This is a genomic window from Ruegeria sp. BJ3 (genome assembly GCF_056535665.1).
This window is the reverse complement of sequence record NZ_JBQFIT010000001.1, coordinates 2,943,401-2,965,115: the sequence shown is the minus strand read 5'-3', so window position 1 is coordinate 2,965,115 and position 21,715 is coordinate 2,943,401. Positions and strand designations below refer to the sequence as shown.

Sequence of the window (21,715 nt, the reverse complement as noted above, 5' to 3'; positions counted from 1 at the left end):
GAACGGGGCTCTGGCTAGTCATCGGGATTGCGTTCCTTTGGACAGATCAGGTCTCGGGTGGACGGGTGTGGACAGGTGGTCCGATTCGGGAAAAGCGTAGCACAGAAAGTCCGCAACTTACGGTGATGGCCTCTTCCCGAATAGTTATTAACACATTGACATTAATGGACATTAATGGACGCGTTGGTCTAGCGGAAATGGGCCTGCCGGTAGGCAGCATGCGCTGCCGGATCGATGCGGATGAGGCGACCGCCAGGGCCGACCCGGATGACGTCGAGCAGGCCTGCTGCAATGGCACGGCGCACCGTCTTCTCGGAGCAATTGTCCAGTTCAGCGATGTCCTTCACCGTCAGCAGCTGGCGGGTTTGTTTTTTCATTGCATTGATCCGTGGCATCCTGATGCGCCTCCTTTTGGTCAGAGGCGTCCCGGCCCAGTTCCCGTACTGCCTGGGCAGCCAGCAATCGGACCAATTGGTCAATCGCTGTCTCAACCTGCGTGCGCGCGTGGTCGTCAGAAGGGGGTATGGCAGGAACGCGTGTCATGCCATGACCATGACAACGCAGGCTTGCTCATTCTAAGTGTATTGATTGCCCGATTCCGGCGGGGCCCAACGCTCCTTCTCTTCGCGCCCAAGCTTGTCGCGAAAATCGTCAATATCCACTCGGATCGTCTCACCGCTCAGGTTTTGCCCCGGCACGGTGATCATCTTAACGACAGCCTGTATAAAGTTGACGAGTGGACCTTGCCGTTGTCCTCCGGGGCGACCGTCTGAATATGTCGAATAGGTTAGGGGGCGACCGGCATCTTTCCAGATATAGCAGCAGCTCTCGACGATGTACCGACGGCGTTTGTCGCGCGAGAACCGCTTGTCTCGTGGCGACATCTCTGCAACCGCGCCGGGCGTCGCACAGATTCGCCGAAGGTCATCTATGACGTCCTGAGTGAATGTCGTTGCGGTCTCAAGCTTGTCGAGGACTTGGTCAAGAAGCTCTCCATCTTCTGGCGTCGCCGCGAAATAAGTCGAAAGCGAACCCAATGCGTTCCGGAGTTCTTGGGGACCAATGGAACTCTGTTTGGCTTTCCGCAAAAGTTGCCTGAGGTGCTTTTGACCTCGTTCAATCGCTTGCGAGCGTCGGACCTCAGTCAGATTGATTGCGATGTCGTCGTCGCTATTGAGGCAGTTCCCAAGAAGCGCAGAGAGTTCGCGTACGAGCTTAGTTGGCAGGTCAAACTGCTCAGCCAAGCTCCCGATCATGTCGTCGGAAAGAGCGCCGCGTTCTCCGTAACAGCCAAGCTTCCATGACATCGAGCTTTTGATCCCATCCATGTGCGGATAGACGGAATAGTCACCTTCAGTATCTGCAACGTCTCGATTGCCCGTCAGGCCGCTGTCGGCGTTAGCGCTCATGTTTTTCTCCGTTTGCACATTCTAGGGTCTGGTCGCACATCCAAAAGCTTACGTGCATCAAGGCAGTAACGTTTGCTCCGAAAGCGCTGGTTGAGACGAGGCGACCCCCTCAAAGGTTGCACACAAACAAAAGAACAGGAAGAGAACAATTTGGGTAGCCGCTGTGTCGAGCCGCTGACCGGAACCGCCTGCGCTATTGGTGGGCTACGGCGCTTCGGGTCAGCTAAGGTTTGTACAACTTGCGGCCGCGCGAAACACAAAGATCCCCCAAAAAAAGCAGATCAATACACTTAGTCAGCAAGAGCGCAAAATCGGACGTTACGGGCTGGGATGGGCCTCCCCGTCTCCGTTGCGCCCGGTTTATTCTTGCTGCTTTCCCTGGTGAACGATCAAAAAAAAGCGGTGACCACGGTACGTTCACGACCGGCCTCCAATTGTGAACTATGGTTCGGGGACTACCCCATCCCGCACCGACGCGGCTCCTTCTGGCCCGGTGCAGAAACGCGACTACGGAACCCACCGGACGACGGTCGTCTTCAGACACTCGTCGGACCGGGGACTGCCGAGACCGAGCGCGGTCAGAGCGGGGCAGGTGAGAAGCCTGCGGGGAAGCGGCTGGCCTCCGATAAAAGGCATCGCGCGGATACGAACCTGAAAGCGAAGGGCCTTCTCCCGCAAGACCGGGGGGAAGGAGCGGGGGCCGGATATTGCCTGAAAAAAGGCAAGGTGAAGAGGCGCTTTCAGTGAGTTCCGCAGAATACCGTACACAGCGGGTTCTCTAGCACACAACCCCAAGCCAATGGCTGTTTTGAGTAACCAGCCAACCATTCAGGCAACCTGCAGAGAACAACCGCTAAGAGCCCATATTTCCCCGATGCTGCATGCGGCACCAGCGTCGGCCATGCCGACCGTGCGGACTTTCGCCGCGAGCGCAAAGTCCCTGAGGGCATGTACGCAGAAGCGGTTCAGGTGGGCGGTTTCCGGAGCTTGGTCGCGGATACTGCCTAAGGCGGCATTGTGAATTCTCAAATTCATACTTCAGTGTTAGCATTTTCGAATGTCGGACACTTGCAACACTACCAGACTGGAACGTCCGATCTCTGGAAACGTGAGCGCGCTCGAAAAATCGTCGACAAGGAGAACCATGATGCGCCTGGCATTCGCACTTTGCATTGCCCTTGCAGTCCCGCTGATGCCCGCCAATGCCAGGGCGCAATCGGCGAGCTTTCAGGAGCGTATAGCCGGTGCCGAGGTTCGATCTGGAGTCTTCGACCTCTACCAAAAAGACGGCGATCTGTTGCTTGCGATACCGCGCGACATGTTCGAACGCAGCCTGATCTGGTACGCCGAAGTTTCCGGATATCCCACCGACGCAGTGGCATTCGGCGGAAACGCCTTGGGGGCCCGCCTGATCCAGTTGGAACGGCGGCCCGATCGGGTCATGGTGCGGTCCCTTTCAGGGACCTCGTTCGAAAAGGTTTCGGGCGATCCCTATTACACTGGCGGACGTGACAAGCTTCGCCCCGTGAACCTCGCTGTGGAACGCGCCAACCTTGGTCCCATCATCGTCGATTTCCCGATCCTCGCGGAAAGCGACACTGGCGCCGTACTTGTGGATTTGCAGGAGGTGTTCGGGGGCGATATCGTCGGTTACTCGGTCGCCGCCCAATTGGCATCTACCGGCCTCGCTCCCGGGCCGAACGATCCCGACCGATCCTACGTTGCTGAAGCATCAGTTTATCCCGACAACCTCTTTGTCCGCTCGCAACTGACCTTCGAGGCGACCGATCAGGCCGGGCTGGCACAGCCGATTTCAGTGGAAACGGCGCATTCGATTGCCGTATTGCCGGAAACCCCGATGGAGCGTCGCCCCTATGACGACCGGGTTGGATTTTTTTTCACCGAATATCTGGTTTTTGAAAGCGAGTTCGGCGATGTGCAATCACGCGACCGCGCTGCCCTTCGCTTCCGCCTGGAACACGCCGACCCGGATGCACCACGCCCGTCGGACCCGGTTAAACCGATCGTTTTCTATCTATCCCGTGAAATCCCTGATCGGTGGCGTCCCTATATTCGCCAGGCAGTGGAGGACTGGCAGACCGCCTTCGAGGCTGCGGGGTTCACAAATGCAATCATAGCGCGTGACGCGCCAAGCCGGGATCAAGTCCCGGACTGGTCCCCGGAAGATGTTCGCCACAGTGTGATCCGCTGGGTTGCACAGCCGGTGCAGAACGCGATGGGGCCGAACATTCACGACCCCCGGTCCGGCGAAATTCTCTCCGCCCATATTCTGGTTTGGCCGGACGTAGTGAACCTTTTCAGCCGCTACTACTATTTGCTGATGCACCGGACCGATCCCGCCGCGGGCAAACTGCCGCTGCCGGAGGAATTGCAGGGGCGCATCCTGCGGTATGTCGTGTCACATGAGGTGGGCCATACGCTCGGGTTGCGGCACAACCACCGCGCATCGACGGCCTGGTCGACGGCACAGCTCAGGGACCCGTTATTTACTGCGGAGAACGGCAGCACGTCATCCATTATGGCCTATGGGCGGTTCAATTACGTGGCGGAGCCGGATGATGGCGTCACGCAACTCATTCCTATCATTGGCTCCTACGATAGGCACGCCATCCGATGGGGGTATTCTTCCGATGTCGACGCAGAGGAGCTTGATTCCATCGCGGCGGAAGCCGAGGAGCGCCCCGAACTCATTTGGGGAGCAGGCGAACGTGGCGAGGAGTATCTTGCTCAGTTTGATCCCCGTGTTCAGACTGAGAACATTGGGGCAGACAGGATCCTGGCTACGCGCGCGGGGATCGCCGCGCTGCACGCGAGCCTTGCGGCGTTACCCCTGGCAGTAGAGGACACGCGCGATCCACAAGCCGTGCTTGAGGAGACCTACGGAGACGCGCTCAATCGCTATGTCGGTATCGCTGGAAGCGTCGGCAAGCTGATCGGCGGTGTTACACAGACCTCCGGCGACGACCGACCGTTCGCCTATGTAGACCCTGAAGAGCAGAGGCGGGCCGTAGAGTTTCTCACCGGTGAAGCTATCCATGGCCTCAATGCTTTCGCTGACCCGGACTTGCTCGGACGTTTTCGGCCGATCGGAGGGTTGACTTCGGTCGAAAACGCAGCGGCGCAGATCATGAACGAAGTTCTGAACCGGAAGAGCGTCAGGATGGTTTACATGCAACGTCGGCTCCTGGGCGACACAGCCATGTCGCTGCAGGAATACGTCTCGCTGGTCACCGAAACACTATTGAGCGATCTGCCGTCAAAGGAACTGGTTTCGCCAGCGCAGAACGGTGCAATTATAGCCTATATCGACATCCTGACCGACCTAACCACCGAGGATGGCAATGCCGAAGATCTGGTCGCACTGGTCGATGCCGAGTACCCCTTGGAGGTTGCCATGGTCACAGCTGGCGGACTGAAAGGAACCTCCATCGGGGAGATAGCGAGCGCGGAACTCGAACGTGTGAACGCTATGCTGGGTAAGGGTCTTTCCAAACAAGGCGAAGAGGAGCAGTAGCGGTGCTGGCTCGTCGGTCCAGCGCAGGGATTGAAGGCCCAGAAAGAACCCATTCTGTTTGACGAAGTCTGATGGCGCGCTAAGCTGATCACTACTGAAATTTGAAAGGACATTTTTAATGCTAAAAACTATCGGCGCCTGCCTTACATTGATGGTTGCAGCCAATGCTGCCCAAGCCTTTGACAGGCAGATAACCAACGCCCTCAAGACCTGTCACGACTACCTGTGGCAAGTTCCCGAGTTCGCGGATCTGCCCAATGCTGCGATTTCGGTGTTTCCCGCTTCGGAAAACGGCGACACCATCGTCGTGAACTGGAATGTCAACTGGGACCAGCCGACAATTCAAGCCGCGGGCAACTGCACGGTCATCGGCGGCAATGTCGAAGGGTTCGAGGATTACACCAAGTGACATCGCAAAATAGACGAGCTCTGGCACCGGCAATTGTCATCTGCCTGAGTGTGCTAGCCGCCTGCGACGCCAGCGAAGACGAGGTGCGGACGGCCGCGACCATCGGGGCCTCGGCTGCGCTTGCAGCGGAGGTCGCTGAGGAAACCAACAAAGCGACCGATTACGATGCGATCGCACAGGAAGCTGTCGCCGATGTGGATACATCCGATTTCGATGTGCTTACGAAATAATCGCGTTGTACAGAGGCCGGATGAGCTATGAAATGGCTGGTATGGACTGGGACCTTGTGCTGTCTGGCGCTTGCGGTCGTCGTCTTGGCCGTTCCACAGGTTCGGTTTCTGTTCTTCGGGCTTCCGGAGCAACGGCTGGAAGGTAGCGCAGTTTCCAAAGCCGAAACAGGATCGGCGCCTGTTGCCGAGGCGACCCGAGTTCAAGTGGAACAGGCGTTGCGAGATGCGGGCCTGAGCGAAAAGCCACTTCTGGGCGACATTTCTATCTCCGGTCATCTCGCCCGCCTCGATGACGGTGTGGTCTCATCCCAGCAACTGATGGAATATGCCGCGGGGCTCAGGGTGCTCGCTCTTCGAACCGGTGATTTCGGCCGCCAGATTCCATCGACCTTCTGGGACGTGGATACCGACCAGTTGCGCGCAGATGGTTGGGATGCTTATCGCGTTGTCGACGCGCTTGCGTCAGTAGAGGGCGAACCATACCTTGAAGCGCTCGGCGGCGCCTACACCCGGTTTCACGCCTTCAAGCTGGCCGAGATGTCAGGGGGCGGCACTGATGACACGGCGCTCGACACGGCGCTTGACCTGTTCCAGGCAGCAATCAAACTGACTGAGATAGTTCCGCCGGAGCACATGCTGGAGACTTCGGAATACATTCGCGGAAGGGAGCAGGCGGCGCTCTACCTCTGGCAGCAATTGATTGTGGGGTCCTCGCGCCGCAACCCACTCACACATATCAAGCTGTTCAACCACGGATTCACCACGCGGTTCCATGTTGGAACGATCTGGCAATATGAAACCGGGACCGCATTGGACAACTCATCGATCTGGGGCGTTTCCGGCTTTGCACCTGAATTCGTTGGCCCGCCGGAGAACAACAACCAAGTCGAACACATGTCGATCAGCATGACGGTTCAGGGCATCCTGCGAGAGCCGCTTCTGGTCCTTGAGGCCTTCGAGGAGTTCGAGACCCTTTCCGGATCGGCCACCGCAGCCGAGGCAGCTGCCGACGACGCGTTGAATGCTGCGATCCAGCAGGCGTTCATTCCCGGTTTCGAGGACGATCTTCCGTCGGCAGTTGCTGCGCTGCGTGAGCAACTACATGAGCGCTAATTGATTCAATCGCCAGTAATATCTGCAGCTTGCAAAAACGGTTTATGAAACCCACCTGTAACCAGCACATTTTGCCGAACAAGGTGCCCTTAGCGGTCGTCCGCTTTGAGTTTTGACTAACGGCCGCACTGCGTCGTTCGCTACACGCGGAGTTATGTTGCACTTGCGAAGCCGCCACAATACGAGAAGGCTGGCAAAGCTCAGTTGGCCGACGTCTAGTTGAGTCTGGTGAGCGGCGGGTTTGTCCGCATCTTAGCTGTTCGGGACTGACTAGGTGAAAGGCAGGTGCTCCGGTAATCTGCCATTCACGCTTGGCGCGGCGAAGATTTCAGGAGAGCCCACTTTGACCGATGCTGCGCGATCCCCCAATTACAGCAATGCGCAGGATAGGGACCATTGCATAGTTTGAGGACGGCCCAGAGCGGACTTTTAAGTAGCGCGCCGAGAATGGCGGCTTCGAAAGCCACAGCGAACAAGCAAGCTGCCCAACCCGGACGATGTGCGCCGCTACTCGGTGTGTCACACCGCACGGATCTCGAGTTACTCGCGACCGACGTCGCGCCTACCTTGGTGGCGAGTGTGTGAAAGGCACTGCGGGTATTGAACGAAACGGGCGTTGCGTTGTTCGAACGTTGGCTTTGGCAACTGGCAAGAAGGTCAGACGGGCCTTAACGTGGCGCAACACGTCAGACACCGAGACTACGGACCAGAAATGAAATCCGAGATTCCAAAACACAGCGCAATCTGGGGACAGATCATTGTCGGTGAGTTGAAGAAAACAGGCCTTTCCGAGCGGGATATCCGAAAGGAGTTCGGGATAACCAGATCTCAACTCGAAGACCCGGATGCTCGCTGGTCCTTCGACAAGACTGCCTGGTTGTTTGAAAAGGCGAGCGCTTTGACCAGGGACGACCTTGTCGGATACCGCCTGGCACAGTCGCCGGACCTGGTCAGGAAGGCCGGGTTGCTCGCCTATGTCGGCGTTTCGGCACCTACCGTTGGCGGTTACCTTCGAAACATCACCCGTTTTCAGCGCGTGATCGGTGACGCGAGCAAGACGGCCATGGAAGAAGGCCCGGAAACCACCCGGCTGACCTGGCACTACGATGTGCCAGCAAGCATTCCGACCGGGCAATATGCCGAGTTTGGAGCCGTTGGCACGGTCTTCGCCCTGCGGGACTACTCCAATCGGCAAATCCGTCCGACGCATGTTCGGTTCGCGCATCAGCGGCTGACTGGCACCGAGGCCCTCGACAGGTTCTTTGGCTGCAATGTCCTGTTTGGTGCCGCGGAGAACAGCATTGCCTTCAAGGCGGCTGATATGGATGTGCCGCTGTTGACGGCCGACGACAACTTGCAGCGGACGCTTTCGGTCATTTGCGAGAACACGCTGGCTCGGATGCCGCAGACACCCAACAGTGTGGCCCGGGTTGTTGAGAGGCAGATCACGGCGCGTCTTGCAGCCGGCACGGCCCAGCAGGACGCAATTGCGGCGGAACTTGGGATGAGCGCCCGAACGCTGGCCCGCCGACTGACCGACGAGGGCACGAGCTTCGCAGCGGTCGTCGCCAATCTGCGAAAGGCTCTGGCCCGGGACTATCTGCTCAACAGCACGCTTCCGCTCACCGAGATCGCCTATCTTCTCGGATATAGCGACGCCAGTACCTTCAGCACGGCATTCCGAAGATGGTACGGACAGCCCCCCAGCGACTTCAGGGAGCAGCCAGCAACAGAAGCGCCCCTGGCATAGGGCGAACGATCTGAGTAGAGGCCGGACTGCTCGGATCATAGGCCCGCACTTTCACGTTTCTCCGTCTTCCTGAACCACCCTGACGCAACAAACCCGGCAGGCATGAGGCCTAACGGGTTTGAAGCAGATGCCGGATCTCTCCAGCGTCGGTTGGAAGGGGTAAACCGTTCCGGTTGTCTCGTTGCGGGATCAGCGCTTGTGCTTGTTGCCACCCTTCTTGCGATCGTCCTTGCGATCTTGACGATCCCGGTCTTCGGCGATCTTGCCACCGAGCGCACCGGCGGCTGCGCCGAGGGCCAGGCCGTCCTTGGCGTCGCCGCCGGTGATTTCGGTCAGCACGGCGCCGGCCACAGCGCCCTTGAGGGCTTTCTCACCGATGTCACCGGCATTGGCGGCCATCGGGGCAGCGAGGGCGAGTGAGGCGGCAAGGGCGGCGAATACGGTGTTCTTGAGGGTGTTTGTCATCGGTTCCAACCTTTCTGACGGTGGCGACCTCCGTGGCCGCCTTCTGTGGAAAGATCTAAGCGAACCGCCATGCCCCCGCTTGAGAGCATCCGACAGCTTCATTGGAATGGCTGACATTGCAGAGCAACAAGCCAAATTCGACGGTTGTTCTGCCGTCAAGACTTTCGCCTGACGCAATGCCAATCATCCAAGGGGTCGCCTCCTTGGCCGCGATGGCTGCATGGGCCGTTCCGGCGCAGGCACGACACTCCCAACCAGACGGCATTCTATCCGCCGCTACTCAGGTCAAAGATTGATCCGCAGCCTCAAGCCGAAAACGGTCGTGTCCTGATCGTTGAAGCCCGGGTTGATCATGTGCTGGACGTCCGCCGTCAGGGCGACATTGTCCGACAGGTCCAACCGATAGAAGGCCTCCATTGTGGTCTGGGTGTCGAGCGTTTCATCTACCGGGTCCGCAACGGTCGCGCCAAACCCAAAGAGGTCGTCATAGAGGCCCGGCCGCCATAGAAGTCCAGCGTTGGCTGCGCGTCGGGCGATCGGCGCCTCACCCTCCGACCAGCCGAGGCGTCCGTAGATCATGAATTCCTCGTTGATCGTGTGGTTGGCAGACAGGATCGCACCGTAGCTCTCCGGCACGCCTGCCTCGGTGCGTTCATCGACGTGAAATACCCCGAGGTGAACGTTGGTTAGAAAGCGCTTCGAGCGTTCGGGCGTCCATCCGATCTCGGCGTATTTGTAGAACTCGGGGCCACCGGGAAACCACTCGACATCGGTCAGCGAGCCGTTTGCATCCGACAGGACACCGAGGGCATAGATCTGGTCGGTCAGGAAACCGCCCCCCGCAATGCCGAAGCCGGGATCGGGGATCGGCAGGACCGGGCTGAACAGGATCGAGAAATTGGAGAAAGTCGTGCGTGGGTTCACGTAGCCGAGGATGTCCGAGTAGTCTCCCGGATCGATCCGGCCGGCCACGAAACCGGCCTTCCCGCCAGCGAGCGTCTGGGACCAGTAGGCGACGGAGAGGGTCGTGTCGGTGTCACTGAATGTCGTTGCGGTGACGCCCGCATAGCCGATTTCCCCGGCAAGCCCGCTTGGCGCGATGTCCGTGCCGAGCAGATGGCGGTTCTCCAATGTGAAGACCAATTGCCCGGGATTTTCGCCGCCGCGATTGAGCAGCGTCCACTGGCCCAGAATGCGCGCCTGGCCCAAGGCGGCCTCGTCGATATCGGTCAGGCTCTCGGTCGCGGACTGGTAATAGGCCTGGTAGTCGAAGGAGAGGTTCAGGCCGGTGCGTTCGGCAAAGCGTTGCCGCGATGCCTCCAAGGGGTCCAAGGCCGCATCCAGCCCCGGCCAGCGAGAGTCCTGCAACCGCCGCACTCGGTCTTGTTCCAGTTGGGCCTGCGTGGATGCCGGGCCACCGAGCGAGACCGCTGCGGCGGCCTCCAGGGCGGACGTTGGCCGGCTTTCCTGCGCCAAGGCTCCGGTTGATAACCAGAAGCCAGCGACGATGACCGTACCGAGAAGCCTTGCCTGTCCCATATGAGGTCTCTCTTGTTGCTCTTGATTCTTCTTCGGCCCGCTCATGCAAGTATCGCCAGTACGACATCCCGGCCCGTCCAGAGGACGAAGGCCGAAAGCGTAGCCGTGATCATGGCAGGCACACCGTCTTTCCAAGTGTCCCAGATCAGATGACAACCGATTGCGCCAAGCGACGTGCCCAGAAGGGCAGCGGCCCCGAGCGGCCCGAGCAAGCTGCCTTGAAACCAGATCGCCACCGCCCCGAAAAGCTCGACACCACCGACAAGCGCCATGATCTGACGGTTCAGCCCGTATTTGACGAACATCGCCAGTTGCGTTTCGAAGATGAGCTTCTGCCAGCCAAGGATCTTGATCGAACTGGCGAAGAGAAAGAAGGCGGACAGCAGGCCAATGGCAACTATTTGCATAATACGACTCCGCCGACACACACAGGGCTGAAGTTCATTTGATGTTCCCTTCTGGATCGTCCCGAGTGTGCAGTCCGGTTACTTGAGATCGTCCTGCGCCTTGATCTCCGGCACACGGGCGAGGGCTTCGGCCATGTCGGCGCTGCTCATCAACTCGATCATCTGGTAATCCTCCAGCAACCCGTCACCGAGACGGCTGACATAGAAGGCCTGGATGAAGGTGGGGTCGTCCGGTAGGGCGACGGTGATGTAGTTCTTCCCGTTCCCAAGCCCCCAATAGTAGCTCAAAAGCTCGCCGCCGAGCGCCTCGATCCCACCCTTCACCGAGGCCGCGCGGTCCCCGGGATTGGCGATCTGCATCTCCCAGGCGGCGCTGTTGGATGCGCCGATAAACAGGAAGGTGCGCATGTCTTTTGTGTCCTGCGCCGCTGCAACTGTCGCAGAGACGCAAAGGGCTGTCGAAAGAAGGATCCTGTTCATCTTGCCACCCGGAATTGCTTCGATGTTGTGGTCAGTACAGCATGGCTGCCCTGACCGTTCTTGTGGGTTCAATGCCCCGGAGCTCCGGGAATGGAGTGTTCCAGCTCGGCAGGGCGGAGCGGGAACTCGGAATGCTCATCCTCTGGCGTTTCGATGTCGGCGTGCCAGGTGAATTCCTTGTCCCCGAGGTCCAGATCGATCTCGCCCCCTTCGATGACCGGGTAACGGATCGGCTGCCCGGGCCGCAGGTCGATATTAGCGACACCGTCGTCGATAATGACCTGCCCGCTCACCAGAACGTAGGGGATTCCCTTGGTGAAGGAGCCGTTCATGCCCTTCTTCATCGATGATGTTTCAGTGATCGTGTCGGGGTCGAAGATCGTGATATCCGCGATCATGCCTTCCTGCATCCGGCCGCGTTCCTGCATCGCCTTCAGGCCCACCTTGGAAAAGTACTTCGCGGGAATGTAGGAGGCGTTGTTCACCATCTCCATCAGCGCGATGCCCTGTTCACGGGCCTCGCGGAACACGATGCCATAGGTGCCGGCATTGCGCGGGTGCCCCCCGTACTCCGTGAAATCGGCCTCGATCGGCAGCGGTTCGCCATCGACGGTGAAGCCGACGATGTCGTTGGCGATCGCAATATCCTTCATGTGGATCCAGCGCTCCAGGTCTGCTTCGGGGCGGACTGTGATGAAAATCGGCTTGCTCGGATCCTCCTTCTGCTGCCGGAAGAACTCCTCGTCGGACTCGTAGAGTTCGCCGGTGCTGGTATCGAAGATATCGCGGGTCGGAACGATATTGTTCGCCTCGATCTTGTCCGGCAGCAGTTGCGGTGTCGCGATGTTCGGATTGCCGGTGATGGCCGGGTAGTATTCCGCGAAGATGGTCATTCCGCGCATTTGCAGGCGGCGCGCAAGCTCGTAGATTTCTTCCCACCCCTGGTTCTGGATGTGGGAAAGGATCAGGGCCCCGTCGAGCGCAACGGCGTTTGCGATCACCTCGTTTGCGCCCAGGGAATAGTAGAGCGGCAGGCTCTCGGTCGGACCGAAACGGGTATGGGCGCCAAAGAAGCGGTCATACTTCTTCGCCATTTTCTGAAGCGCGAAAATCTCCTTCGGATAGGTGTTGTATCCCATGTATCCCACCGTCGTGTTGACGGTGATCGCCCCGGCGCGAAGACCCTTTTCATACATGGTCATGACTTCGACGAGCTGATCCGCAGTCGGAATATCCAGCGCCCAGCTGGCATGTCCGTCTTCTTCCTCGGCTGCACCGCGTGACTTGAGGATGTAGGTCGGATCGGATGCCAGCTCGACTGAAACCCCATCCATCACGACACGCCGGATCTCCTCGTGCCCCATCCCGGAACCGAAGTTGAGAAAGGAATTGCCCTCGTACTTGTCGTAGAACAGGTCGGCATCCGCCACGCCGCTCTCGGTATCGAGGATCGTCGTCGTGCCATCATGGGCCATCATCTTCTGATCGAAGCCGCCAAAGGAATGCGAATGGGTGTTGATGAATCCCGGCGCGACTACATGCCCGGAAACGTCGATCTCGCGCTTGCCCGTCAAGGCATCTTCGGTGATCGCGGTGATCCTGTCGCCGGTCACGCAGACATTGCGCACGGCATCAAGATTGGTTTCCGGGTCCATGACGCGGCCGTTGAGAAGCGCGACGTCGCACTCCTGAGCAACCGCCATCGAACTGCAGAGGGCCATGAGAGTGGCAAGAGTGAGGTGTTTCACGGTCAGTCCTTCCGGGATGATTGCGTCGGGCAAAAAAACGCGGGGCGGACGAGGGAGACCGCCCCGCGCTCTCCTCAGTCCAGCGTGTTCTTGTAGATCACGCCGTCCTTCATGATGACCTTCAGGTTGGGATCAGGATCGGCCAGAAGAAGGATGTCTTCGAGCGGGTTGCCATCGACCAGCAGGAGATCCGCGTAAGCGCCTTCCTCGACCACGCCGAGCGGGCCGTCTTGATACGGATTGTTCAAGCCCGTAAGCCGGTTCATGCGGGCGCCGTTCGATGTGGCCATGCGCAGAATGTCGAAGGGTTTGAACTTGGCCTCGTGCAGGTATTTGAACTCGTCGTTCATCTTCTTGTCCTGCTCAAGCGTCTGGTCCCAGTTGTTGATGAGATCGGTGCCCAGAGTGTAGAGGTCGATCATGCCCGGTGTCGTCTGGATCACCTCGATCATGTTGGCGGCGGCGTCACGGACACTCTTCCATTTGGCGAACGAGGCTGGCGTGTAGAAGGCTTCCGCCTGTTCGGTCGTCACCGAGTAGACCGGGGCTACCGCCGTCGCGAACATGATCTGCTTTTCGACCATGATCTCGGCGGCCTCCTTGGTCAGGAACGGGATGTGCTCAACGGTCTTTGCACCGTTGTCGATACAGTTGCGGATCGCCTGCTCGGTGAACACGTGGCAGGTGACGTAGGTGCCCCATTGCTCGGCGGTCTTGACCGCCATCTGGATCTCGTCCGCCTGGTACTGAAGCGAATGCAGCGGGTCGAACTCGGACGTGACCCCACCGCTGACCATGACCTTGATCTGGGTTGCCCCGCGCCGCAGGTTCTCGCGCACCGCCATGCGGATCTGCTCCGGGCCATCCGCGATGAAGCTCATGTCCGTGTCGACCCAATGCGATGGGCCTTGCCCCGACAGGGTTGGATGCCGGTCGTTCAGCTTGCGGAAATCGGCATGGCCCGATGTCTGCGTGATGAAGGCCTCCGAGGAATAGATCCTCGGGCCGGGGAACATACCGGTATCGATGATCCGCGCGATGGACTTTGCCGGTCCGCCGAGGTCACGAACCGTCGTGAACCCGTTCATCAGGATGCGCTCGGACCGGATCGTTGCAACGCCACCAAGATGGAAGGGCGTGATGTTCTGGCGCAACCCGTCACTGAGCGGGTTGAACACCAGCAAATGCACGTGCTGGTCATGCATCCCCGGCATGAGCGTGCGCCCGCCGCCGTCAATCATGGTTGCGTTGGGCGCTTCGATCCCGTCCGTCGAAATTTCCTTGATCAGGTTGCCTTCGACCAGAACGCTGGCGTTTTCGATCCGCGCCTCGTTCACGCCGTCAAAAACATGGACATTGGTGAACAGGGTCTGCGGCAGCGCTTCGTCCTGCGCAGAGGACATGCCGGCAGCGAGCGACACCACGCCCGCCAGTAATGTGGACTTGAAAAGATGCTTCATAAGTTTGCCCTTCCGCAATGTTGACGGCGGGGCCAGCGCCCCGCCGAAAGTTCAGTTCAACGTGTTCTTGTAGAACTTGCCGTCCTTCATGATGACGCGAATGCTCGGCACGTCCTGCCCGCGTGGCTCGGCATCGAACCATGTATCGACAGCGCCGATGGCAGTGATGTCTTCGAGCGGGTTTCCGTCAACGATGAGGATATCGGCATAGGCACCTTCCTCGATCACGCCGAGCTTGCCTTCGGGATAGGGGTTTCCGCGTCCCGTCAGTGCGGCCAGTTCGCCGCCATTCGAGGTCATCATCTGCAAGGCCCAGAGGTTGCCGAACTCACGCGCCATGAAAGCCTTGGTGAAGTCCATCGACTGCCGGTACGGCACACCGGTCAGCAGCACGTAGTCGGAATCGAACACCATCTTCGGCTTGTACTTCCGCACCAGATCAAACAACTGCTCGCTGTTTTTCCGCAACCAGAGGAACTTCGCCGTCGGCGGGAAGGTCGGGTCCTGGTGCATCGGATGCTCAAGCGCCTCGGGCGCCAACGCGGTCAGGTTGGGCGAGAAGAACGCTTCCTTCTCTACCAGCTTCTGCATCGTCGGTTCCGTTATGGTCAGGCCGTGATCCACCACTTTGACCCCGAGATCGAGCGCGCGCGACAGGTCGCTATCCATGAAGACATGCATGGCGACATAGGAATCCATGTCCCCGGCCACCTCGACGGCAGCGGCGATTTCTTCGTCTGTAAAGGCGGACTGGTAGATCGGGTCCTTGATGGAGGTCACACCACCACTGACCATGATCTTGAGGTAGTTGGCCCCAAGCGCAAAGTTCCGCCGCGCGCCGTGGAGCACCTCGGCAGGGCCGTCGACAAGCCGCGTGATCTCCAGCCGTTCAAGATTGCTTTCGTTCTTGCGTTGCCCGGCGATCCCCCAGTCGCCATGACCACCGGTCTGGCTGAGGCAGGCGCCGGACGAGTATATCCGCGGGCCCGGAAGCGAACCCTCGTCGATTACCGCACGAAGTCCACCATGTGCACCGCACATGTCGCGCACGGTTGTGAAGCCCATCGCCAGCATTTCCTGCGCAAAGGCCGCAGAACGTGCGCCGATCTCCTCCCATGTCGTGTCCTGAAGGCCCGGGATCGTGCCATCCTTGTACATATTCACATGCACATGGCTGTCGATCAGTCCCGGCATCAAGGTGCGTCCGCCGCCGTCGATCACATTGACCTCGACCTCTTTGGTCTCGATACCGCGTTCGGTCTGGATGGTGAAAGAATAGCCGTCGATACCGCCAACAGGATCGGGCAGGCGCTTGCTTCCGCCCGTTCGAACTTCGACTTCCCACGTGCCGAATTCGGGAATGTCCTCTGCAATCTTGTGAATCTTGTTCTTGACGACGAGCACGTCGACATCTTTCAAGCCGTCATTCACCCCGTCGAAGACCATCACGTTCTTGAACAGCGTGACCTCCGAGGGAATGTTGGGGATATCCTGCGCAATGGCAGGCGTCGTGAGCGCAATTGCCATTGACATGGCCGGCAGCAACGCCTTCAGGTTGAGTGTTGTCATTCGGTGTCCTCCCAGGGGTCGGTCTTCCTGCGGACCGATCCTCCCACTATGCACATGTGCCCCGAGATTCTTTTGACCCGCTGATCCCGTGGTGCATTTTTCTGACCCGATCCGGTCAATTTCAGCCAATTTCTGCTTGGCCGTCAGGCGCCCGCGCCCGTAGCGTGTCGGAGAGCGAAAGGGTGATGTGGATGCCGCAAGGAGAACAAAAGGACGGTTTGTACCTCGTACGTGCTACGGTCCTCGGCCCCGTCGTAGCGATGATGCGGCGGCTCGATGCGGATCCGGCCTTTGCGCTCGGGCTGCATGGATTGAGCGAGGAACAGGTCCTGAACCCGGCCGAGTTCATCCCGCATGACACGGTCTATGCGGCGCTGGCCTCCATCGCCGACATCACCCGGCCGGATATCTGCGCCTTGGCGGGACAACAGACAGACCTGTTGAAGTTCCTGCCGCGTGGGGCGCTCCTCGGCCAGTCGGTGACCCTTGGCGATTTCTTCACCCGGTTCACCCAGATCGTCTCGAAGGAAAGCAACGCGGTGTCCTTCCGGCTCCTGATCGAGGAGGAACACGCCTACTTCACCACCAGTCGCAATTTCGAACCCGAGGTGTCGCCGGGCCATTCGGACGCCTTTCTCGTCGGGATCTGGATCTCCCTGCTGCACCGTGTTCTCGATTTCCGATGGGATCCAACCCAGGTTGTTCTGCGCCTCTGCGATCCGACCCTGCTGCCGGAGCAGTTTCATGGCGTGCGGGGCATCAAGTGCAACAACAGGGGATTCTCCATCCGCTTTCCGGCGGCCTGGCTGTCGCTTCCAATCAACCCCGAACTCCTCGTGAACCACGACAATGATATCGAAGAACCGGTTCAGGTCGATGTGCCCCTGGACTACCTCGAAGGCTTCGAAATTCTCGTGCGATCAAGGCTGTCCGATCCGGCGCTGACGGTGAGCGAGGCCGCCCGGATGTGCAGCATCACCACCAAGGTGCTGAACAAGCGCTTGTCCTCCTACGGAACAACGGCGTCCAAGGTGATCAACCGGCTGCGGATGGAAAAGGCCTCCGAACTGCTCACCACATCTGATCATTCGATCAAGGAGATCGCCCAATTGGTCGGCTTGTCCGAAACATCGGCACTCACCCGAGCCTTCACGCGGAACTTCGGCATATCCCCGAAAGATTGGCGCAATAAGGAGGCACAAGAGGCCCAAATTGCCGGAGCGCCTGCAGATTAGCCTGACCCCGCTGCGACTTCTCGACTACCGCAATCTCTTGGAACCTCGGTCGCCAATGGTAATGCCGAAGAGATGCATGAACCGGCGAGCCCTTCGCGGGGAGCAATCGATGGGAAAGGAGACCTCCATGCTATCCGCAGCGAACTCCCGCTTGCCGCCCAACGTGCTGATCAAGCATGACCGCTTTGGGCTGATTGCCTCCATCGTTCTCGGCAATGGGAGCGGCGGATTTGTCCCGCTCACCTCCCATTTGCCGCCTGGTCCTGAACGTCCGGAATGTGCCGCTTGCGGTCTACGGCATCGGCGAAAGGCAGAAGTGGGAACAAGTATAGCTTCGGGCTCAGAGCTACCTTTGCCCCCATTCCCTTGTCTCCGCAGTTAGAAAGCCAAGTCGCTGGAGAATATACGCCATGCGGGACACAGCCGCCCTGGCTTCATCTAGCTCAATGACCTCATAACCGCTCTGTCGAAAGGTGGCTTTAGGATGTTTTCCTCCAGTTTTTCTAAGATCGAGCTTTGACACACACTTGGCATTTTTTGAGTTTTCGCAAAACAACGATAGTTCGGCAAAGGCCAAATCCTGCTCCCGCAACCAACACAGTCGAACAAAACACCGAACGAGCCGCCCAAGGGCGGCTTTGCTCGTTTTCCACCGCTCGTTTTGCACCAACCCAACCATCGCCGACAAACAAAAGGAAAGACACGCGCAAAATGCGCGATCGAATCTCCCGAGACGCAGTCTACGACAGACCAACGGACTGCCGAGCCACGTCAGTGATCGGTCAGACCAAGTACACTCTTACACGCGCGCTTTTTCAAATGCGGCCCAAGCTACTTCAAATTTCCCGAAGTTGAAGCCGGGTTCAGAAGCCGCATTCAGAATTATTCGTTCGGTTTCAAATAATTTCAGAATGGCGTGTTCGAGCTGATCAATCAGATCGGCAGGGACAACAACAGCACCATGCCGGTCCGCATGGATGAGATCCGACGGATTGACCGTCAGGCCGAAGATCGAAACAGGCGTGTCGATTTCTCGGACGTGAACGAAACCATGGCTGGGCCCGATAGATCCGGCGATGACCGGGAACCCTTGCGGCATGTCACCAAGGTCTCGCATGACCCCGTTGGTGAGTGCGCCGGCCATTCCGAACCCCTTGTGCACAGACGTATTGATTTCGCCCCAATAGGCGCCGATGCAAGAGGGGAAATCGACATCCTCAACCACTGCAACAGAGGGAGTCGGGGCCTCGGCCATGTATCTGTAATAGTCCATTCGCCGCTGCCTGATGACTTCCGGCGCTTCGGAGGGCGGCTGCACCGCAGCGATCTTGGCGGTACGGGCAAATCCGACGATTGCGCCCTCGGACGGGGCCGAGCAGAACATCGTACCACGCGTGAATTGGTCAAACCCGCGCTGGCCTTGTGCCATCTCGATGGCGTTGCAGACTGTGGGTGTGTCGACCTTGCGTAGCAAGGCAAGTAGGGACGGTGTCATGGAACCTCCAACCAACGGCGCAACGCCGCTGTGGTTTCCTGGGGTCGCTCGAGGGTGGGTAGGTGCCCCGCACCGATTACGACCTCCAGCGTGCTGTTTCCGAGAAGCTTGTGCATCAGTTCGTGCCGCTCCAACGGACATAATCTGTCATCCTCGCCGCATAGAACGAGGCTTGGACCTTGATAAGCGGACAAGGTGTCCGTTTGATCCGGGCGGCCCATGAGTGCGATGGACTGGCGAAGAAAAACCTCGGGGCCCAGATCGGTTGCCATGGCCATACACAGGTCCAAAATTGCGCCCTGCCGAGGGCCATCGGCCAGATAGTTCGGCTTCAACTCGTCACGCATGACCTGCCGCAGTCCACCTTGGCGCACGGCCTCCATTTGCGGACCGCGTCGGGTTTTGACCTCGTCTGCTTCGGCCAGCGGGTTCGTGTCCAGGAGTGCCAGCCGTTCAACACGTTCTGGCGCTTGGCGCAGGACCTCCATGGCAACGATCCCGCCCATGGAAAGTCCCGCAAGGGCAAACATCGGCGGCGCGTGGCTCAGTACATCGGCAGCCATTGCCTCGACGCTGTCTTCGACGCTCAGCGGATGGGTCATCAACGGTACCCGTCCGGACAGGGCTTCGATTTGCGGCCCGAACAGTCGGGCATCGCACATCATTCCGGGAAGAAGAACCAGGGGCGTCATGCCGATGCCAATCTGGCACCTTCGGCCAGGGAGGCCAGCTTGGCATAGGCGATGTCCGGGTCGACCGCACCGAAGCCGGCAAATGTACCAAACCCGCAGTCACTCCCGGCGATGACCCGACCCGGCCCGACGATGTTGATGAACCGCTCGATGCGTTGCCGCACCAGCTCGGGGTGTTCGATGAAATTCGTTGTCGTGTCTACGACGCCGGGCACAAGGATCTTGTCGTCCGGAATTTCGCTCTTGCGATCCCGGAAGACGGTCCACTCATGGGCGTGGCGCGGGTTCGACGTTTCGAACAGAACATAGCGGGATTTGGTCGCCATCAGGGTCGTGAACACCTGATCCATCGCAATGTCGCAGCAATGCGGGCCTTCGTAGTTGCCCCAGCAGATATGCACTCGGACCCGATCTTGCGGAACATTCTGCAGAGCGTGGTTCAGGGCTTCAACATGCATCTCGGCGATCGCGATGAATTCGGCATCGGAAAGATCAGCGAACAGCATGTGCCGGGAAAGGGCCAGATCGGGGCAGTCCAACTGAAGATCCAGTCCCGCTGCGACGATCGTTTCATACTCCTGCTTCATCGCATCGGCGAGTGCGGCCAGATAGGCCTCGCGGCTGCGGTAGTGGGCGTTCTGCAGAAACAGAGAAATCACCCCAGGCGAGGCGGCGTTCATGAACCCACGTTCGACCCCGTGCTCAGCCATTGCCTGCTTGAGGTTGCGGATATCCTTGTTCAGTTCGTCCTGGCCTTTCGAGCGAACGTCGCCCGTGCATTGCGGCCGGGCGTATTGGGGTGTGCCCCCTTCGTTGGCAAGACGTTGCAAAAAGCTGGGAAACATCTTCAGGTCCGCGGGGGCATTCCGTGGACTGTCCCCTGAGAAGCCTGTGTAGCGGTCCTTTACGTATGTCGCGTACGAGATTTTTGAGGTCTCTCCGTCACTGACAATGTCGACACCGGCCTCGACCTGACGCCGAACCGTTTCAGACACGGCCTTGGTCATGCAACTGTCGAACGCATCGGCGTCATAGGGCTCGTGCCGCTCGCGCGCAAAGATGAAGTCGACAACTTCCTGGGATCGGGGCAGAGACCCCACATGGGTGGTAAGTATCTTTGTCATGCGGGGTCCTTTCTTGATCAGTAGCCGGTCCAGGTTGCGCCAGCAGGATCGTCGGTCGCGGTGATACGGTACAACCCGGCCGTACCGGTCATGGATGGAGTGATGGTATAGGCTTCGCCGGGCAGCACCAGCACCGTATCCCCGCCCGAAATTGTGGTTTCGACATCCTCGACAGTGACCCGCCAATGGCCGCTTGCCGGCATCAGCACGACGGGCTTGGCCGATTTGGTAGGGTCTTGAATACCAGAGCCGCGGGTAAGGAAGTCGACCTCAAAGCCGGGCTTGTCCTTGATCAGACCGTTTTCACCGATCACCTTGGCGGGTTTGTCGGCCGCCAGCGCCATCAGGTCCCAGTAACGGGCCACGTATTTGCCGATCACGGCTTCGACCGGCACTTCGGGATAGGATTTCAGCTGCTCTTCGGTCAGCACGGGCATAGGCCGGACGTTATGCGGGAGGTCCTGGCCCTTCTTGCTGTCGTAGAGCACGCCGTTGTCACCCAGCATCAACCCGTGCGCCCGTGCGTCCTCAATGACCTGAGGTGCCCAGGTGACACCGCCGCCGGCATCGTCACCACCCAGAATGGACATGATCATCCCGTAGTCGTCGCCCACGTTCTCGAAGCCGCGGAAGATGCCGGTGGGAATGTTGAAGATGTCTCCTTCCTCGGCAATGAACTCGCCCGCCGTGCCATAGCGACCCCAGAAAAACCGCCAGCGGCCCTTGGCGACAAAAAAGACCTCGGCCGTCGTATGGCTGTGCAGCGAGTTGCGGCATTTGGGCGGCTGGCCGGCGGCCCCGATATTGAAGCCGATCTTGTCGGTTATGTGCACATGCTGATCCGGAGACTCCGAAACTCCGCCGCCGATTATGGTAAAGTTCTCTTTTTGATCGCTGCCCGGCGTGTGGGCATCAATGAAGGCCGTCTTGCACGGCTTGAGCTCGCCATAACGGACGATGCGTGATGCGATGGTTGATTGTGTCATGGTTCTGGTTCCGGATTATGCGTTTGAGGGAATGGTCGGCAGATGCTCGATCACGTTCCCGGAGGCCGC

Annotated in this window: 19 protein-coding genes; 6 read left to right on the top strand and 13 right to left on the bottom strand. The window is 59.1% G+C overall.

Annotated elements, in window-relative coordinates:
- Positions 1–188 precede the first annotated feature (188 nt).
- Entirely contained in the window at positions 189–377 is a 189-nt protein-coding gene (locus tag ACR3EL_RS14900) for a helix-turn-helix domain-containing protein (RefSeq protein ID WP_254437851.1), read from the bottom strand.
- A gap of 198 nt (positions 378–575) precedes the next feature.
- Complete coding sequence (locus ACR3EL_RS14895) at positions 576–1,409, bottom strand: sensor histidine kinase (protein WP_170342838.1); 834 nt, start codon at positions 1,407–1,409, stop codon at positions 576–578.
- Positions 1,410–2,556: 1,147 nt separating this feature from the next.
- On the opposite strand from ACR3EL_RS14895, the gene ACR3EL_RS14890 reads away from it, so the two are divergent.
- From ACR3EL_RS14890 to ACR3EL_RS14870, 5 genes are all read left to right on the top strand, one after another.
- Entirely contained in the window at positions 2,557–4,944 is a 2,388-nt protein-coding gene (locus ACR3EL_RS14890) for a zinc-dependent metalloprotease (protein WP_170342837.1), read from the top strand.
- 118 nt (positions 4,945–5,062) lie between these two features.
- The gene (locus ACR3EL_RS14885) at positions 5,063–5,353 is read left to right on the top strand and encodes a hypothetical protein (protein ID WP_170342835.1); all 291 of its coding nucleotides are present in this window, start codon (positions 5,063–5,065) and stop codon (positions 5,351–5,353) included.
- Positions 5,350–5,583 (top strand): hypothetical protein, encoded by a 234-nt coding sequence (locus tag ACR3EL_RS14880; protein WP_170342834.1) that lies wholly within the window; start codon positions 5,350–5,352, stop codon positions 5,581–5,583. The genes ACR3EL_RS14885 and ACR3EL_RS14880 overlap by 4 nt, the downstream gene beginning before the upstream one ends.
- An 84-nt stretch (positions 5,584–5,667) precedes the next feature.
- A complete protein-coding gene (locus tag ACR3EL_RS14875; protein ID WP_170342832.1) occupies positions 5,668–6,696 on the top strand; it encodes a hypothetical protein in 1,029 nt (342 codons plus the stop codon).
- A gap of 712 nt (positions 6,697–7,408) precedes the next feature.
- Complete coding sequence (locus tag ACR3EL_RS14870; RefSeq protein WP_170342831.1) at positions 7,409–8,446, top strand: AraC family transcriptional regulator; 1,038 nt, start codon at positions 7,409–7,411, stop codon at positions 8,444–8,446.
- Between the two features lie 189 nt (positions 8,447–8,635).
- On the opposite strand, the gene ACR3EL_RS14865 is transcribed toward ACR3EL_RS14870, so the two are convergent.
- The 7 genes from ACR3EL_RS14865 to ACR3EL_RS14835 form a co-directional block, all read right to left on the bottom strand.
- A complete protein-coding gene (locus ACR3EL_RS14865) occupies positions 8,636–8,911 on the bottom strand; it encodes a glycine zipper domain-containing protein (protein ID WP_170343544.1) in 276 nt (91 codons plus the stop codon).
- 285 nt (positions 8,912–9,196) lie between these two features.
- Positions 9,197–10,450, bottom strand: a complete 1,254-nt coding sequence (locus tag ACR3EL_RS14860) for a carbohydrate porin (RefSeq protein WP_170365936.1) — start codon at positions 10,448–10,450, stop codon at positions 9,197–9,199.
- A 41-nt stretch (positions 10,451–10,491) separates the two neighbouring features.
- Positions 10,492–10,857, bottom strand: a complete 366-nt coding sequence (locus tag ACR3EL_RS14855) for a DoxX family protein (RefSeq protein ID WP_170342826.1) — start codon at positions 10,855–10,857, stop codon at positions 10,492–10,494.
- Between the two features lie 78 nt (positions 10,858–10,935).
- Positions 10,936–11,337 (bottom strand): hypothetical protein, encoded by a 402-nt coding sequence (locus ACR3EL_RS14850; RefSeq protein ID WP_170364433.1) that lies wholly within the window; start codon positions 11,335–11,337, stop codon positions 10,936–10,938.
- A 68-nt stretch (positions 11,338–11,405) separates the two neighbouring features.
- Entirely contained in the window at positions 11,406–13,085 is a 1,680-nt protein-coding gene (locus ACR3EL_RS14845; protein ID WP_170392031.1) for an amidohydrolase family protein, read from the bottom strand.
- A gap of 74 nt (positions 13,086–13,159) precedes the next feature.
- A complete protein-coding gene (locus ACR3EL_RS14840) occupies positions 13,160–14,545 on the bottom strand; it encodes a metal-dependent hydrolase family protein (RefSeq protein ID WP_170342821.1) in 1,386 nt (461 codons plus the stop codon).
- A 51-nt stretch (positions 14,546–14,596) separates the two neighbouring features.
- Positions 14,597–16,114 carry a metal-dependent hydrolase family protein gene (locus tag ACR3EL_RS14835; protein ID WP_170342819.1) on the bottom strand — a complete coding sequence of 506 codons (1,518 nt, stop codon included), beginning with the start codon at positions 16,112–16,114 and terminating at the stop codon, positions 14,597–14,599.
- Positions 16,115–16,305: 191 nt separating this feature from the next.
- On the opposite strand from ACR3EL_RS14835, the gene ACR3EL_RS14830 reads away from it, so the two are divergent.
- Positions 16,306–17,349 (top strand): AraC family transcriptional regulator, encoded by a 1,044-nt coding sequence (locus ACR3EL_RS14830; protein WP_170342817.1) that lies wholly within the window; start codon positions 16,306–16,308, stop codon positions 17,347–17,349.
- Positions 17,350–18,148: 799 nt separating this feature from the next.
- On the opposite strand, the gene ACR3EL_RS14825 is transcribed toward ACR3EL_RS14830, so the two are convergent.
- Genes ACR3EL_RS14825 through ACR3EL_RS14810 form a run of 4 tightly spaced genes read right to left on the bottom strand, consistent with a single transcriptional unit; the run spans position 18,149 to position 21,646 of the window.
- Entirely contained in the window at positions 18,149–18,844 is a 696-nt protein-coding gene (locus ACR3EL_RS14825) for an RraA family protein (RefSeq protein WP_480722128.1), read from the bottom strand.
- A complete protein-coding gene (locus ACR3EL_RS14820; RefSeq protein WP_170526328.1) occupies positions 18,841–19,536 on the bottom strand; it encodes an alpha/beta fold hydrolase in 696 nt (231 codons plus the stop codon). Before ACR3EL_RS14820 ends, ACR3EL_RS14825 begins: the two co-directional genes overlap by 4 nt.
- A complete protein-coding gene (locus tag ACR3EL_RS14815) occupies positions 19,533–20,660 on the bottom strand; it encodes a cobalamin-independent methionine synthase II family protein (RefSeq protein ID WP_480722125.1) in 1,128 nt (375 codons plus the stop codon). Before ACR3EL_RS14815 ends, ACR3EL_RS14820 begins: the two co-directional genes overlap by 4 nt.
- 17 nt (positions 20,661–20,677) lie before the next feature.
- Positions 20,678–21,646, bottom strand: a complete 969-nt coding sequence (locus ACR3EL_RS14810; protein ID WP_480722123.1) for a cupin domain-containing protein — start codon at positions 21,644–21,646, stop codon at positions 20,678–20,680.
- Positions 21,647–21,715 lie beyond the last annotated feature (69 nt).